This window comes from Curtobacterium sp. MCLR17_007, assembly GCF_003234655.2.
GTDB lineage: Bacteria > Actinomycetota > Actinomycetes > Actinomycetales > Microbacteriaceae > Curtobacterium.
The window spans coordinates 2,525,538-2,540,558 of record NZ_CP126271.1; the positions used below are offsets into that span (position 1 = coordinate 2,525,538).

The 15,021-nt window shown below is 72.0% G+C and carries 13 protein-coding genes and 1 tRNA gene; 4 read left to right on the forward strand and 10 right to left on the reverse strand.

Annotated features, from left to right (window positions below; genetic code table 11):
• Window positions 1-40 precede the first annotated feature (40 nt).
• The 3 genes from DEJ13_RS11910 (at window position 41) to DEJ13_RS11920 (ending at window position 3,568) form a co-directional block, all read left to right on the forward strand.
• Complete coding sequence (locus DEJ13_RS11910) at window positions 41-1,741, forward strand: alpha-glucosidase (protein WP_111106568.1); 1,701 nt, start codon at window positions 41-43, stop codon at window positions 1,739-1,741.
• Window positions 1,742-1,808: 67 nt separating this feature from the next.
• Window positions 1,809-2,729, forward strand: a complete 921-nt coding sequence (locus DEJ13_RS11915; RefSeq protein ID WP_111106567.1) for an ABC transporter ATP-binding protein — start codon at window positions 1,809-1,811, stop codon at window positions 2,727-2,729.
• Window positions 2,726-3,568, forward strand: coding sequence for an ABC transporter permease (locus DEJ13_RS11920; RefSeq protein ID WP_056118708.1), 843 nt, complete (start codon window positions 2,726-2,728; stop codon window positions 3,566-3,568). The genes DEJ13_RS11915 and DEJ13_RS11920 overlap by 4 nt, the downstream gene beginning before the upstream one ends.
• A gap of 159 nt (window positions 3,569-3,727) precedes the next feature.
• On the opposite strand, the gene DEJ13_RS11925 is transcribed toward DEJ13_RS11920, so the two are convergent.
• The 10 genes from DEJ13_RS11925 to DEJ13_RS11970 all read right to left on the reverse strand — a co-directional run bounded on the left by DEJ13_RS11925 (window position 3,728) and on the right by DEJ13_RS11970 (window position 12,315).
• Window positions 3,728-3,803, reverse strand: a tRNA-Thr gene (locus tag DEJ13_RS11925).
• Window positions 3,804-3,848: 45 nt separating this feature from the next.
• On the reverse strand, window positions 3,849-4,484 hold the full coding sequence (locus DEJ13_RS11930; protein WP_056118711.1) for a TetR/AcrR family transcriptional regulator: 636 nt from the start codon (window positions 4,482-4,484) through the stop codon (window positions 3,849-3,851).
• A gap of 52 nt (window positions 4,485-4,536) precedes the next feature.
• Window positions 4,537-5,679 (reverse strand): DNA polymerase III subunit delta', encoded by a 1,143-nt coding sequence (locus tag DEJ13_RS11935; protein ID WP_111106566.1) that lies wholly within the window; start codon window positions 5,677-5,679, stop codon window positions 4,537-4,539.
• A gap of 25 nt (window positions 5,680-5,704) precedes the next feature.
• The gene (tmk, locus tag DEJ13_RS11940; protein ID WP_056118716.1) at window positions 5,705-6,337 is read right to left on the reverse strand and encodes a dTMP kinase; all 633 of its coding nucleotides are present in this window, start codon (window positions 6,335-6,337) and stop codon (window positions 5,705-5,707) included.
• Window positions 6,334-9,147, reverse strand: coding sequence for a type I DNA topoisomerase (topA, locus tag DEJ13_RS11945; protein WP_111106565.1), 2,814 nt, complete (start codon window positions 9,145-9,147; stop codon window positions 6,334-6,336). The genes tmk and topA overlap by 4 nt, the downstream gene beginning before the upstream one ends.
• 128 nt (window positions 9,148-9,275) lie before the next feature.
• Window positions 9,276-9,641 carry an Rv3654c family TadE-like protein gene (locus DEJ13_RS11950; RefSeq protein WP_146245208.1) on the reverse strand — a complete coding sequence of 122 codons (366 nt, stop codon included), beginning with the start codon at window positions 9,639-9,641 and terminating at the stop codon, window positions 9,276-9,278.
• Complete coding sequence (locus DEJ13_RS11955; RefSeq protein WP_056118725.1) at window positions 9,638-9,940, reverse strand: TadE/TadG family type IV pilus assembly protein; 303 nt, start codon at window positions 9,938-9,940, stop codon at window positions 9,638-9,640. Before DEJ13_RS11955 ends, DEJ13_RS11950 begins: the two co-directional genes overlap by 4 nt.
• Window positions 9,941-9,950: 10 nt before the next feature.
• A complete protein-coding gene (locus DEJ13_RS11960) occupies window positions 9,951-10,148 on the reverse strand; it encodes a DUF4244 domain-containing protein (protein WP_111106668.1) in 198 nt (65 codons plus the stop codon).
• A gap of 176 nt (window positions 10,149-10,324) precedes the next feature.
• Window positions 10,325-11,293: a type II secretion system F family protein gene (locus tag DEJ13_RS11965; protein WP_146245207.1), complete on the reverse strand. Its 969-nt coding sequence runs from the start codon at window positions 11,291-11,293 to the stop codon at window positions 10,325-10,327.
• Window positions 11,290-12,315: a TadA family conjugal transfer-associated ATPase gene (locus DEJ13_RS11970; RefSeq protein WP_258374061.1), complete on the reverse strand. Its 1,026-nt coding sequence runs from the start codon at window positions 12,313-12,315 to the stop codon at window positions 11,290-11,292. The genes DEJ13_RS11965 and DEJ13_RS11970 overlap by 4 nt, the downstream gene beginning before the upstream one ends.
• Window positions 12,316-12,901: 586 nt before the next feature.
• On the opposite strand from DEJ13_RS11970, the gene acs reads away from it, so the two are divergent.
• Window positions 12,902-14,893, forward strand: coding sequence for an acetate--CoA ligase (gene acs / locus DEJ13_RS11975; RefSeq protein WP_111106561.1), 1,992 nt, complete (start codon window positions 12,902-12,904; stop codon window positions 14,891-14,893).
• The last annotated feature ends 128 nt before the right edge of the window (window positions 14,894-15,021 follow it).

Genomic DNA, 15,021 nt, shown 5'->3' on the forward strand with positions numbered 1-15,021 from the left:
GCTCCGTGCCCTGCACGGGACTCGCGAGGAGGCGCCGACTGTGGACGAACCAGAACCGTGGTGGACCGGAGCCGTGGTCTACCAGGTCTACCCGCGCAGCTTCGCGGACGGCAACGGCGACGGGATCGGGGACCTCGCCGGCCTCCGGCGTCGCCTGGACCACATCGCCGACCTCGGTGTCGACGTCGTCTGGCTGTCACCCGTGTACCGGTCCCCGCAGGCGGACAACGGCTACGACATCAGCGACTACGAGGACATCGACCCGCTGTTCGGCACCCTGGACGAGTTCGATGCGCTGCTGGTCGAGGTGCACCGCCACGGCATGAAGCTGGTGATGGACCTCGTCGTCAACCACTCGAGCGACCAGCACCCCTGGTTCCAGGCCGCCAAGCTGTCCCGCACCTGCCCCAAGCACGACTGGTACATCTGGCGCGACCCGGTGGACGGCCACGAACCGAACGAGTGGCGCGCGGCGTTCGGCGGCCCGGCGTGGTCGTGGGACCCGGGCACCGGTCAGTACTACTTGCACATGTTCACGCCGCAGCAGCCCGACCTGAACTGGGACAACGCGGACATGCGGGACGCCGTGTACACGATGATGAACCACTGGCTCGACCGGGGAGTCGACGGCTTCCGGATGGACGTCATCAACCACATCGCCAAGGACCCGGCGGCGCTCGCGGACGGCAGTGCGGCGTACGTCATGCAGCCGCGCATCCACGACCACCTGCAGGAGATGCACGAACGCGTGTTCGCCGGTCGTGACGCGCTGCTGACGGTCGGTGAGATGCCGGGCGTGACCGTCGAGGACGCGGTCCTGTTCACGGACCCCGAACGGCACGAGCTCGACATGGTGTTCCAGTTCGAGCACGTCGGGCTCGATCACGGACCGACGTCCAAGTTCGACAACGAGCCGTTCGACCTGGTGGCGCTCAAGGCCTCGCTCGCACGCTGGCAGACCGGCCTGGCCGACACCGGGTGGAACTCGCTGTACCTGGCCAACCACGACCAGCCGCGTCCCGTGTCCCGCTTCGGCGCCGCTGCCGTCGCCGCCGCGCACGGGTTCCGGGCCGACCCCTTCGACCTGCGCTACGAGTCGGCGACCCTGCTCGCCACTGTCCTGCACCTGCACCGCGGGACGCCCTACCTGTACCAGGGCGACGAGATCGGCATGGTCAACGCGGGCTTCACCGCCATCGACGAGTACCGCGACGTCGAGTCGCTCAACTGGTTCCGGGGCGCCGTCGGGCGGGGCATGCCCGTCGACGACGCGCTCCAGGCGCTGGCGGTCCGCAGCCGCGACAACGCCCGCACGCCGATGCCGTGGGACGACGCGACGCCGGCCGGCGGGTTCTCGGACGTCGAACCGTGGATCGGCATGGGTCAGGGTTGGCCGCGGGTCACCGTCGCGTCGGACCGAGCGGCCGGGGACCGCTCGGTGTACGAGCACCACCGCCGGCTGATCGCGCTGCGACATGACTCCAGGACCGTCCGCGTCGGCGACTTCACCCTGCTCGAGGCGGACCACGCGGCGCTGTGGGCGTTCACCCGGTCGCTCGAGGACGCCGCGGAGCCGGGGCTGGTCGTCGTGGCGAACCTGTCCTCCTCGAGGATGACGCTGCCCGACGCCGTCGCGGAGCGTCTCGGTCGCTGCGTGCTGGGGAACCTCGGCGTCCCCGCACCGGACGACGCCCGATCGCTGCAGCCCTGGGAGGCGCGGGTGCACGAGGACCTGGGCTGACCTCGCACCGCTGATCTCACCCTCGCGGGGGAGGTTCCCGAGGCGAGCGCTGCCGTACCGTGGCGCCGTGATCGAAGTCGACCATCTCTCCAAACGATACGGTCCGAAGCTCGCCGTCGACGACGTCTCCTTCGTCGTCCGACCGGGCAGCGTGACCGGCTTCCTCGGGCCGAACGGTGCCGGGAAGTCCACCACGATGCGCATGATCATGGGACTCGACCGGCCCACCGCCGGACGTGCAACCGTGAACGGGCAGCCGTACCAGGCACTCCGCGACCCCCTGCGCCAAGTCGGAGCGCTGCTCGAGGCCAAGGCGGTGCACACCGGGCGGAGCGCCTACAACCACCTGCTGTCGCTCGCGGCGACCCACGGGATCCCGAAGTCCCGCGTGCACGAGGTCATCGACATGACCGGGCTGGAGTCCGTCGCACGGAAGCGCGTGGGCGGGTTCTCGCTGGGCATGGGACAGCGGCTCGGCATCGCCGCGGCGTTGATCGGCGACCCACGGACGCTCATCCTCGACGAACCGGTCAACGGCCTCGACCCGGACGGCGTGCTGTGGGTCCGGCAGCTCGCCCGGCGTCTGGCCGCCGACGGCCGCACCGTCTTCCTGTCGACCCACCTGATGAGCGAGATGGCGCAGACGGCTGACCGCGTGGTCGTGCTCGGCCGGGGCCGGGTCCTGGCCGACGCTCCCATCGCCGAGTTCGTCGCCGGCTCGGACGGCGGCGGTGGGACGCGTGTCGTCGTCCGCACGCCGACGCCGGACCGGTTGTTCCCGGCGATCGGTGCCGCCGCCACCGCGGTCACACCGCGCGACGACGGGTCGTTCCTGGTCGTCGGTCCCGACGCCCCGACGATCGGCGCGATCGCCGCCCAGGCGGGGATCGTCCTGCACGAGCTCACCCCGGTGGGCGCCAGCCTCGAGGAGGCCTACATGGCCCTGACCCGCGACGACGTCGAGTACCGATCGGAGGGCACCCGATGACCACGACCGCCACGATCCCGCCCGACGCCCGCCTGTCCTTCCCCCGGCTGGTCCGCAGCGAGTGGATCAAGCTCCGCAGCATCCGGTCCACCGTGTGGTGCTACGGCGCGCTCGTCGTCCTGACGATCGCCATGGCCGTGCTGCTCGGTGCGCTGGTCAACCGGGGCGGCACCGCGCTGCCCACCGACGCGGCGAACGCGCAGATCGTGAACATCAACACCGCCGGGGTGTCCATCACGGCGCTCGTCGTCGGGGTCCTGGGCGTGCTCATCATCACCGGTGAGTACGGCACCGGGCAGATCCGGTCGACCTTCACCGCCGACCCCCGCCGCATCGGCGTGGTCCTCGCCAAGGCCTGTGTCCTCGCCGCGACGACGTTCCTGGTCAGTGCCGTGTCGACCTGGATCGGCGTCGCGGTGTCGACCGCGCTGCAGGCGACCAACGACGTCCACCCGCACCTCAGCGACCCCGCCGTGGTCCTGCCGATCCTCGGCTCGTCCGTCTACGTCACCCTGCTCGCCCTGCTGGCGTACGGGATCGGGCTGCTCGTCCGCTCCAGCGCCGGTGGGATCGCGATCACGCTCGGCATCCTGCTCGTGCTGCCGGTCATCCTGTCGGTCTTCGCCAGCCTGACGAACGCGCAGTGGATCCTCGACGTGGCGAACCTGCTGCCGTCGCAGGCCGGCGGCAAGCTGTTCACGTACTCCCCTCCGGGCGTGCCCGCGGCGGCGCAGACCGGGCTCGTGCTCAACGGCTGGGGCGGCTTCGGGGTCCTGGCTGCCGAGGTCGTTGCCGTCGGGGCGCTGGCGGTCGCCGTCGCGCGGAGTCGGGACGTGTGATCGTCGGGCATCGCGTGGCGCGATCGGAGTGATCGGGTGCCGGTGCCGGTTCCGGTTCCGGTTCCGGTTCCGGTTCCGGTTCCGGTTCCGGTTCCGGTTCCGGTTCCGGTTCCGGAACGAAGAAACCCCCGGGAGACCGGGGGTTTCTTCGTTGTTGCGTGGAGCCGCCTGTCGGAATCGAACCGACGACCTATTCATTACGAGTGAATCGCTCTACCGACTGAGCTAAGGCGGCGGACGCTCCGGAGACCGGAGCGGCACGGGTCACGACTATACAGGTTCAGACGAGCGAGCGCGAAACGAGCGACCCGAGCTCGTCGAAGGAGCGCTGCAGGTCGTCCACCAGGTGCGACTGCGCGGGCGACTCGGACCACTCCCACCACGCGTGTCGGAGGGTCGCCAACGACACCAGCGACGCCAGTCGAGCGCGGCGGTGCAGGGACGCCTGGTCCTCGGTGACGGTCGGGTCGTCATGGGTCATGCGCCGGGCGATCACCGTCTCGAGTTCGGCCTGGAACTCCTTCATCGAGGCCATCCGCTGGCTGAAGAGCTCGGGATTGGCGCGCAGCACCTGCTGGCGCTCGGTGATCAGCCCGCGCTCCTCGATCAGTTCCCGCGCCGAGTGCACCAGGAGCGCCCCGACGTCGCCGAGCAGTTCACCCGTCGGGCCGCCGGCGACGAACGCGTCGAGGGCCTGGTCGTCCGGCAGGGTGGGGTCGTCCCCCAGGATCGCCTGTTCCTTGCTCGGGAAGTAGTTGAAGAACGTGCGCGGGGAGATGTCCGCGCGGCGCGAGACCTCGTCCACGGTGACCGCGGCCAGGCCGTCCTCGATCGCGATGCGGAGGGCGGCCTGCTGGATGGCGAGTCGGGTGGCGCGTCGCTTCCGTTCACGCAGGCCGGGTTCTGCATCGGGCATGGGCTGATTGTCCCATGTCGGACCGGCTGGGCGGACCGACCTCGGACTGCTCTCAGCGGAGGGCCCGGACGACCGTCACCAGGAGCGCTTCGAGTGCCAGGAGTGCGGCGACGTTGGCCGCGATCCGCGTTCGGGCGAGCGCGACGGCGTCGAGGACCTCGAGCGCGGCCGCCGGCGGGACCGAGTCGAGCGCGCGGTCGAGGTCGTCCTGCATCGCCAGGTTCACGGGTTCACCCGGCGCCCCGAGCCCCATGAGCAGCAGGTCCCGGTAGAGCGAGGACACATCGACGAGGATGCGGTCGAGGCCGTCCCGCAGGCTGCGCGTCGCCCGGCGCTTCTGGTCGTCCTCCATCGCACGGAGCTGCGACCGGAGCGCCGGCGGGACGGTGCCCCCGGGTTCGACACCGAGCGAGCGGAGGGCGGCATCGCGTTCCTCGGCATCGCGCTCGAGCGTGATGGCCTTGGCGTCCTCGTCGGCGACGGCGAGGAGCTCCGCTGCCGCGGTGACCGCGTCGCCGACGCCCCGGATGCGGAGCACGGTCTGCAGCGTGCGACGGCGACGGTCGCGCGCGTCGGCACTCGTCGCGAGGCGCTGCGCCATGCCGATGTGGCTCTGCGCCTGGCGAGCCGCGTCGAGCGCCAGGTCGCGGTCGACGCCGTTGCGCGCCACCAGGAGGTCGGCGACGGCCTCGATGCCCGGGACACGGAGCCGCACCGAACGGACGCGGGACCGGATCGTCGGCAGCAGGTCGGCTTCACTCGGGGCGCAGAGGATCCACACGGTGCGCTCCGGGGGTTCCTCGAGCGCCTTGAGCAACAGGTTCGATGTGCGCTCGGTCATGCGGTCGGCGTCCTCGATCACGACGACGCGCCACCGACCCACCGAGGGCGAGTAGTACGACGAGGTGACGAGCTGGCGGATCTCGTCGATGGTGATGATGACGCGCTGCGTCGTGAGGACGGCGACGTCCGGGTGCGTGTGCGCGGTGATCTGCCGGAGCGTGTGGTCGTCGTCGGGCCCGGAGCCGACGAGCGCCGCGGCGAAGGCGGTCGCCACGTTGGACCTGCCCGATCCGGGCGGACCGGTGATGAGCCACGAGTGGGTCATGCCGCCGGTGCCGTCGGGCGACTCGGCGGCGTTCCGCAGCGCGGCCACCGCTTCTTCCTGCCCGGTCAGGCCGTCCCAGACGCTCACAGCGCCATCTTCGCAGCGACCACCGTCACGGAGCGATCCCGACCAACGGGCCGATGCCGGCGCGGATCGCTGCCTGCACCTGGTCGCTCGGGGCGGCCGCGTCGACCACCAGGAACCGGTCGGGTTCGGCGGCTGCCATCTCCAGGAACGCCTGGCGGACGGTCTCGTGGAACGCCGCGGCCTCGGACTCGAGTCGGTCGAACGTGTCGCCCCGCGCCGCGGCGACGCGAGTGCGCCCCACGGTCACGTCGAGGTCCAACAGCACCGTCGCATCCGGCACGAGCCCGTCGGCGGCCCAGTCGGAGACGCTGCGGACCTGGTCGGCGCCGAGGCCGCGCGCGACACCTTGGTAGGCGACCGAGGAGTCGATGTAGCGGTCCTGCAACACGATGTCGCCCCGGGCCATCGCCGGTCGGACCACGGTCTCGACGTGGTGGGCGCGGTCGGCGGCGTACAGCAGGGCCTCGGCACGCGGAGCGACGTGTCCGCGCTCGTGCAGGACGATCTCGCGGACCCGCAGCCCGAGGTCGGTGCCCCCGGGTTCCCTGGTCCGGACGACCGTTCTGCCGTGCGAACCGAGCCACGTCGCGAGCAGCTCCGCCTGGGTGGTCTTGCCCGCGCCGTCGCCGCCCTCGAGCGTGATGAAGCGACCGGTCACTTCTTCTTGGCCGGTGCGCGTCGGGCGGCGGGCTTCTTCTTGACCGGCCCCTTGGCTCGCTTGTCCGCGAGCAGCTGGACGGCGCGCTCGAAGTCCACGGACTCGACCTCTTCGCCGCGCGGGATCGTGGCGTTCGTCTCGCCGTCGGTGACGTACGGCCCGAATCGGCCGTCCTTCATCTTGATCGGCTTGCCCGACACCGGGTCCGCTTCGAACTCCTTGAGGGACGCACTCGCGGCCCGCTTGGCGCCGTACTTGGGCTGGGCGAAGATCTCGAGCGCTCCGGCGAGGTCGACGTCGAAGATCGCGTCCTCGCTCGGCAGCGTGCGGGTGTCCGTCCCCTTCTTCAGGTACGGCCCGTACCGGCCGTTCTGCGCCGTGATCTCGTCACCGGACTCCGGGTCGGCACCGACCGTCCTGGGCAGGGACAGGAGCTTCAGCGCGGTCTCGAGGTCCACGCTCTGCGGGTCCATCGACTTGAACAGCGACGCGGTGCGCTCCTTCGGAGCAGCAGCCTTCTTGGCGGGCTTCTTGGCCTTGGTCGCGGTCGCCGTCGTGCCGGCGGCGGCCTTCTTCGCAGCGGCGGTCTTCGTCGCAGCGGCGGTCTTCGTCGCGACGGGCTCCGGCTCGGCAGGGGTCTCGATGACCTCTCCCGTGGCGGGGTCCACCTGGGGCTCGGGCTCGGGCGTGCGCTCGGTCACGTACGGACCGAAGCGGCCGTCCTTCGCCAGGACCTCTTTCCCCGTCTCCGGGTTGATCCCCACCACGCGGTCGCCGACGACCGGGGCCTCGACGAGTTCGCGTGCCTTGTCCGCCGTGAGCTCGTCCGGGGCGAGGTCCTCGGGCACGTTGACGCGGCGGGGCTTCTCCGGGTCGTCGCTCGGCGTCTCGATGTACGGGCCGTACCGACCGATGCGGAGGGTCAGCCCGGGCGAGAGCTCGACGGAGTTGATCTCCCGGGCGTCGATCTCGCCGAGGTTGTCGATGACCGTGCGGAGTCCGCGCTGGTCGCCGCCACCGAAGTAGAAGCCCTTGAGCCAGTCGACGCGGTCGGCCTCGCCGTTGGCGATCCGGTCCAGGTCGTTCTCCATCTCGGCCGTGAAGTCGTACTGCACGAGGTCGCCGAAGTAGTCCTCGAGCAACCGGACCACGCTGAACGCGATCCAGTTCGGGACGAGCGACGTGCCGCGCGGTGTGACGTACCCGCGGTCGACGATCGTCGAGATGATCGCCGCGTAGGTGGAGGGACGCCCGATGCCGAGCTCCTCGAGCGTCTTGACCAGGCTGGCCTCGGTGTAGCGCGGCGGAGCGGAGGTGTCGTGGCCCTTGGCCTCGACCTCGTCGACACCGAGGTGGTCGCCTTCGGCCATCGCCGGGAGCTTGGCGTCCGCGGCGTTCGCCGACGCGTCGTGACGCTCTTCGTCGCGGCCCTCTTCGTAGGCGTTGAGGAAGCCGCGGAACGTGATGACGGTGCCGGACGCGGTGAACTCCACGTCCGTGCCCTGCGCCGTGGACGCGAGGCCCTCGACGGGCTCGGCGGATGTGATCCCGAGGACGACCGACGCGGTCGAGCCCTTGGCGTCCGCCATCTGCGAGGCGACGGTCCGCTTCCAGATGAGGTCGTAGAGCTTCCAGTCGTTGCCGCGGAGGACCTTCTCCATCTGCGACGGCGTCCGGAACACGTCACCGGCGGGACGGATCGCCTCGTGCGCCTCCTGGGCGTTCTTGCTCTTGCCGGCGTAGCTGCGCGGCTTGTCCGGGATCGTGTCCCCGCCGTAGAGCTCGGAGGCCTGCTTGCGAGCGGCGGCGACGGCCTGCTGCGAGAGCGACGCGGAGTCGGTTCGCATGTAGGTGATGTGGCCGTTCTCGTAGAGCGACTGCGCGACGCTCATCGTCTGTCGCGCGGAGAACCGGAGCTTGCGCGCGGCTTCCTGCTGCAGCGTCGACGTGGTGAAGGGCGCGGCTGGTCGACGCGTGTAAGGCTTCGAGTCGACGCTGCGCACGACCGCGTCCCCGGCACGCTCGAGGACGGCTGTGAGGGCGGTGGCGGAGGCCTCGTCGAGCCGCACGGCGTCGGAGGTGGTGACACCCCGGTCGTCGAAGTCGCGGCCGGAGGCGACGCGGGTGCCGTGGATCCGGGCGAGCTTGGCCGTGAAGGCGCTGTCGCCGGCCTTCTCGAACCGGGCGGTCAGGTCCCAGTAGTTGGCGGAGACGAACGCCAGGCGCTCGCGCTCACGGTCGACGACCAGACGCGTCGCGGCGGACTGCACGCGGCCGGCGGACAGGCCGGGTCCGACCTTGCGCCACAGGACGGGCGACACCTCGAAGCCGTAGAGGCGGTCGAGGATGCGGCGGGTCTCCTGCGCGTCGACGAGCGCGGTGTCGAGTTCGCGGGTGGCTTCCTGCGCCCGCTGGATCGCTTCCTTGGTGATCTCGTGGAACACCATCCGCTTCACGGGGACCTTCGGCTTCAACACCTGGAGCAGGTGCCACGCGATGGCCTCGCCCTCGCGGTCCTCATCAGTTGCGAGGTAGAGCTCGTCGGCGTCCTTCAGGGCGCGCTTGAGGTCGGCGACGGTCTTCTTCTTGGCGTCGGAGACGACGTAGTACGGCTCGAAGCCGTTGTCGACGTCGACCGAGAACTTGCCGACCGACCCCTTCTTCAGCTCGGCGGGGAGGTTCTTGGGCTCGATGAGGTCACGGATGTGCCCGACTGACGCCTGGACCTCGTATCCGTCACCGAGGTATTGCGCGATCGTCTTCGCCTTCGCGGGGCTCTCGACGATCACGAGCTTCTTCGTGCCTGGCACGTGACTCCTTGATCGATGGTGCTGTCGGCCCTGGGACGCGGACGCGTCCGGGTCGACCGGGACATCGATGACCGGCGGGCCGACAGGCACACCATACACACAGTGCCGGGGATGCCTGCCGGACGAGGTCATCGCTGACGGTGCGGCGTGGGAGGGGCGGGACCGGCCACCGCGTCCGCGTCGACCGCGAACGGTCCGGAGTGGACCGTGACGGCCACCCGGACCACGCCACTCGCGGTCTCGCAGGACGCGAGGACCGCTCCGGAGGCGGTGACCGCGGTGTCGGCGACAGCGCAGGGGCCCCCCGGGACGAGGCCGACGAGTGCCGCGGCACCGGAGAGCGCCCCCGCGTCGGCAGCACCCTGTGCCCGGACCGTGCCGCCCCGGACGGCGGCCGCGGTCACCAGGGCGCTGACGAGCGCGAGCACCACCGCGACGACCGCGACCATCACCACGGTGGCCGAGCCCCGGTCACCGCGGCCGCCGGTGCTCACCCGCCGCCGTTCGCGGCGCACGCGTCGCCCCGCAGGACCACCGGCAGCGGCCCGGCGGGCTGCCGTTCGACCCGGACGCACACCAGGCCGTCACGGTGGGTCACGGCGCTGGAGGTGCCGGTGCCGAGACCCGCGAGCGCCGCCTGCCCGGTGGCGGCGTCGCCGCGCCCGATCGCTCGCGACGCGGTGGCCGCTGCGAGCTGCAGTCGCCCTTGGGTGTCGACGAGGAGGACCCCCGCGACGGCGACCGTGACGACCACCGCGACGACGGGGAGCGCGAGTGCGAACTCGACGGTCACCGCCCCGCGGTCACAGCGAGAGCGCACCGCGGACGAGGTCGGTCAGGATCGACTGGACCTCGCCGGAGCGCATCACGGCGACGAGGACGCCGGCGAACGCGACCGCCGCGAGGATGACGACCGCGTACTCCGCCGTCGCCGACCCCCGGTCGTCAGCACGCAGGGCGTCCGGACCGGGCTCGTCGGCGCGGAGTTCGTCGGCGCGCAGTTCGTCGGCGCAGAGTTCGTCCGCACCGGGCTCGTCGAGACGTTGTTCGTCGACACGGGACGGATCGGTGCGGTGCTGTGTGGACAGTGTCATGGTGTGGGTCCCTTCTCGGTGGTGCTCCGAGCCTGGCGCGATCGCCTCGCCGACGGGCCCCACTCGGCCCGGTTGTGGACGCTTCACCCGAGCCCGGCGACGGTGGAGGAGAGGAGTGCGACCACGACCGGCACCACCCCGACCAGGACGAACGCCGGCAGGACGCACACCCCGAGCGGCACGACGAGTCGGACGCCCAGGCGCTCTGCATCCGCCAGCGACGCGGCTGCCGCGTCCTCGCGCAGGTCCTCGGCCGCCGAACGGAGGAGCGCCGCCGCGGGCACGCCGGCACGTCGGGCGAGTGTCAGTGTCTCGGACAGGCGGGCCTGCTCCTCCGGGTCCGTCGGCCGGTCCCCCACCGCCGCGCGCACGACGTCGCCCGCTCCGGACCACGAACCGCCGCCGGAGAGCGCGACCGCCCAGACGTCGAGCAGCACGCCCGGGATCCGCCCGTCGGGCTCCACGGCGCGCACCAGCCGCCGCGACCACGCGCTGCCGGTGCCGACCAGGCACGCCGCCGTGACCAGGGACGCCCAACCGACCGGGGAGCCGACGAGCACGCCCAGCGTGTCCACACCCCACAGCGAGGCGAGCACGACGCCCAGCACCGGGAGCGCGAGCACCACGTTCGCGCTCGTGCGGGGTCCGGCGAGCGCGACGCGGACCGCGCGGTCACCGGCGGCGGTGCGCCGCAGCGCCTCGGCCAGTGCGCGCAGGGTGGGGGCGACGGGCGCCCCGGTGCGTTCCGCCACCGCGACCACGACCCGCACGTCGTCCGCGGCAGCCGAGCCACGAGCGGTCGCACGAGCCCCCGATCCCGCACCAGCGCCAGCGCCAGAAACAGCACCAGCACCAGCACCAGCACCAGCACCAGCACCAGCACCCACCCTCGCACCCGCACCCGCACCCGCACCCGCACCCGCCACACCGTCGCCCCGGCCCTCGACGAGCGCCCACGCCCGCGCCGGAGCGGCCCCCGCGGTCACCAGCGTCGCCACCCGGTCGAGCACCCGCGCGGTCCGGACCGGGTCGAACCCGGCGGGCGCGCTCACCCGCGGCGCGTGGTCGACGTCGCTCCCCCGGTCACACAGTCGACCGCGAGCCGCCCTCCCCGTTCGAGACGCAGCTGCCCCGCCGCCCCGAGTCGGCGTACCCCGCGACGGCGTTCGACGTGGAGGACCAGGTCGAAGGCGCTGACGGCCTGGCGCGCCAGCACGGTGGGCTCGAGCCCTGCCAGTCCCCCGAGCGCCTCGAGCCGCGCGGGGACGTCGTCGAGACCGTTGGCGTGCACGGTCCCCGCACCCCCGTCGTGCCCGGTGTTGAGCGCCGACATGAGCTCGCGCACCTCGGCCCCGCGGCACTCGCCCACGACGAGTCGGTCCGGACGCATGCGGAGCGCCTCGCGCACGAGCCGGTCGAGGCCGAGCGCCCCGGCGCCCTCCGCGTTGGCCTGGCGCGCCTCGAGTGCGACGACGTGCGGGTGGTCGACGCGGAGCTCGGCGACGTCCTCGACCGTCACGATGCGTTCGCCGTGCGGGACCCGGGCGAGCATGGCGCCGAGCAGGGTGGTCTTGCCGCTGCCGGTCGCCCCGGAGACCAGCACGTTCCGCCGCAGGCGCACGGCGTCCTCCACGACCCGACGCGGGACCCGGTCGAACGTGTGCGACCGATCCAGGTCGTCGAGCGTCGGTCGGCGGCCGCGGGGCAGTCGGATCGAGATCGCCGTGCCCCCGACCGCGACCGGCGCGAGCACGACGTGGACGCGGATGCCGTCCCCGTGTCGGACGTCGGCCACCGGGGTCGTCTCGTCGACGTGCCGACCGCCCGCCGCGACCAGGCTCGTCGCGAGCTCGCGGGTGCGCCGTTCGTCCAGACGGGTGCCGGTCCGGACCAGCCCGGCCCCGCGGTCGACCCACACCCCGGCGCCGCCCTGGACGAGCACGTCCGTGACCGTGTCGTCGTGCACCAGTGGTGCGAGTTCCTCGAACACCAGCGGGTCGGGTCCGGACCGGATCCGGGTGGGAGTGGCGTGGCCGGGGAGGAACAGTGCGGGATCGGCGCGATGACGGTGCATCTGCGGCACGCTAGGGCGCATCGTCCCGCATCCCGGGCCTGGACCTGCCGTTGTGGACGGTTTGCGTCGTCCCCAGCAGTGCGCGCTTTTGTACCCCGTTCAGTCGCGGCGTACCCCGCCGAGTGCCGCTCGGCACGGTGCCGCCGGATCGCCGCCGGTGGGGCGGGAGGAGGACCGCCGACCCGGCGCGAGGGCGCCCACGATCCGATGCGGCGGTGGGCGCCGACGTGGACCGTTCTGTCCATGGTTCCGCGGCACGGTGCGGATCGACGGGGTCGTGAGGACCGGAACGCTCGACGACACGTGTCGGGCGCATCCGGGAAAAAGAAGAGGCGGCACCGGTTGGGGGGAACAGGTGCCGCCAGGACAACGGAGGATTGGGGGGAATCCGATCCGATGCCGCCGGGAACGAGCCCAGCGAGATCGAGTGTACCCCAAGACTCGCGCACTCGGGCAACCTCGACGCGCCGCTGTGCGTCGACCGGCTTGTGCACCGCACACGCCCGCGCGGTCCCGGGCATCGGTGCCCTCGCGTCCGGGGGTAGTCTCCGACTGCACGAGGACGCAACGACGCGAAAGGACATCGATGTCCACTCCGACCCAGGTCGACCCCCGCAACGACGACGCAGCAGCCGGCACCACCGACGCCGCAGCCGATACCGAGCGGACCTTCCCCCCGTCCCCTGAGTTCGTCGCCGACGCCGTCGCGCACGAGGACCTGCACGACGCCGCGCGCTCCGACCGCCCGGCGTTCTGGGGCGAGCAGGCACGGACGCTGCTGGACTGGCGGACCCCGTTCACGCAGACCCTGGACTGGTCTGGAGCCCCCTTCGCGACGTGGTTCGCGGACGGCACGCTCAACGTCGCGGAGAACTGCCTGGACCGCCACGTCCGTGCCGGCAACGGGGACCGGGTCGCGATCCACTTCGAGGGCGCTCCCGGCGACACCCGTCGCATCACGTACGCCGAGCTCACCGCCGACGTGCAACGCGCTGCGAACATGCTGACCGACCTGGGCGTCACGCAGGGCGACCGCGTCGTCGTCTACATGCCGCTCATCCCCGAGGCCGTCGTGACGATGCTCGCCGTGGCCCGCATCGGCGCCGTGCACTCGGTCGTCTTCGGCGGGTTCAGCGCCGAGAGCCTCCGCGCCCGCATCGAGGACGCCGGCGCGAAGCTCGTGGTCACCGCCGACGGCGGCTGGCGCCGCGGGGCCGTCGCCCCGCTGAAGCCGGCGGTCGACGAAGCGCTGGCGGGCGAGGGCACCGACAGCGTGGAGCACGTGCTGGTCGTCCGTCGCGGCGGCAACGAGGTCGCGTGGGACGACGCGCGGGACCTGTGGTGGCACGACGTGTTCGCCACCGCCGACGCGCACCACGACCTGCAGGCCTTCCCGGCCGAGAACCCGCTGTTCATCCTGTACACCTCGGGCACGACCGGGAAGCCGAAGGGCATCGTGCACACGTCCGGCGGCTACCTGACGCAGGCCACGTACACGCACCGCAACGTCTTCGACATCCACCCCGACAAAGACGTGTACTGGTGCACGGCCGACATCGGGTGGATCACCGGGCACACGTACGTCGTCTACGGCCCGCTGGCCAACGGCGTCACCCAGGTGCTCTACGAGGGCACGCCGGACGAGCCGCAGCCCGGTCGGTGGTGGGACATCGTCGACTCCTACGGCGTGACCGTCCTCTACACCGCCCCGACCGCCGTCCGCGCGGCGATGAAGGGCGGCCGCCAGGTCCCCGACTCCCGCAGCCTCGACAGCCTCCGCCTGCTCGGCAGCGTCGGTGAGCCGATCAACCCCGAGGCCTGGCACTGGTTCCGCCAGGTCATCGGCCACGACCGCACCCCGATCGTCGACACGTGGTGGCAGACCGAGACCGGCGCAATCATGATCTCCGCCCTGCCCGGCGTCACGAAGCTGAAGCCCGGTGCCGCCCAGACGCCGCTGCCCGGCATCGTCGCCGAGATCGTCGACGAGGACGGCCACCGCGCCGACCCGGGCGAGAGCGGCTACCTCACCATCACCGAACCGTGGCCGTCCATGGCCCGTGGCATCTGGAACGACCCGGACCGGTTCGTCGAGACGTACTGGGACCGCTTCCCCGGCCGCTACTTCGCCGGTGACGGGGCACGCCTCGACGGCCAGGGCGACATCTGGGTGCAGGGCCGGGTCGACGACGTCATGAACGTCTCGGGCCACCGGCTCTCGACGGCCGAGATCGAGTCGGCACTCGTCGGCCACGAGGGCGTCGCCGAGGCGGCCGTCGTGGGTGCCGCCGACGAGACCACCGGGCAGGCGATCGTCGCGTTCGTCATCCTGACCACCGAAGCGGCCGACGGCGTCGACCGCGACGCCGTCGCCGCCGAGCTCCGCGCCTGGGTCGGGACCCGGATCGGCGCGATCGCGAAGCCCAAGCAGGTCGTCATCGTGCCGGAGCTGCCGAAGACGCGGTCCGGCAAGATCATGCGCCGGCTGCTCCGCGACGCGGCCGAGGGCCGGAAGATCGGTGACACGACCACACTGGCCGACCCGACGATCATGGCGACCATCGCTGATCTGATGTAGACCGCAGAACGCAGGTGGGGCCTCCCGTCCGGATCCGGACTGGGCCCACGCCGCCGGTTCCGGACTGACGCGCCAGCGGCAGGCCGGCCGTGCCGGTGGGGAGAGGCCCCACCTGCGTGTGCAGTGTC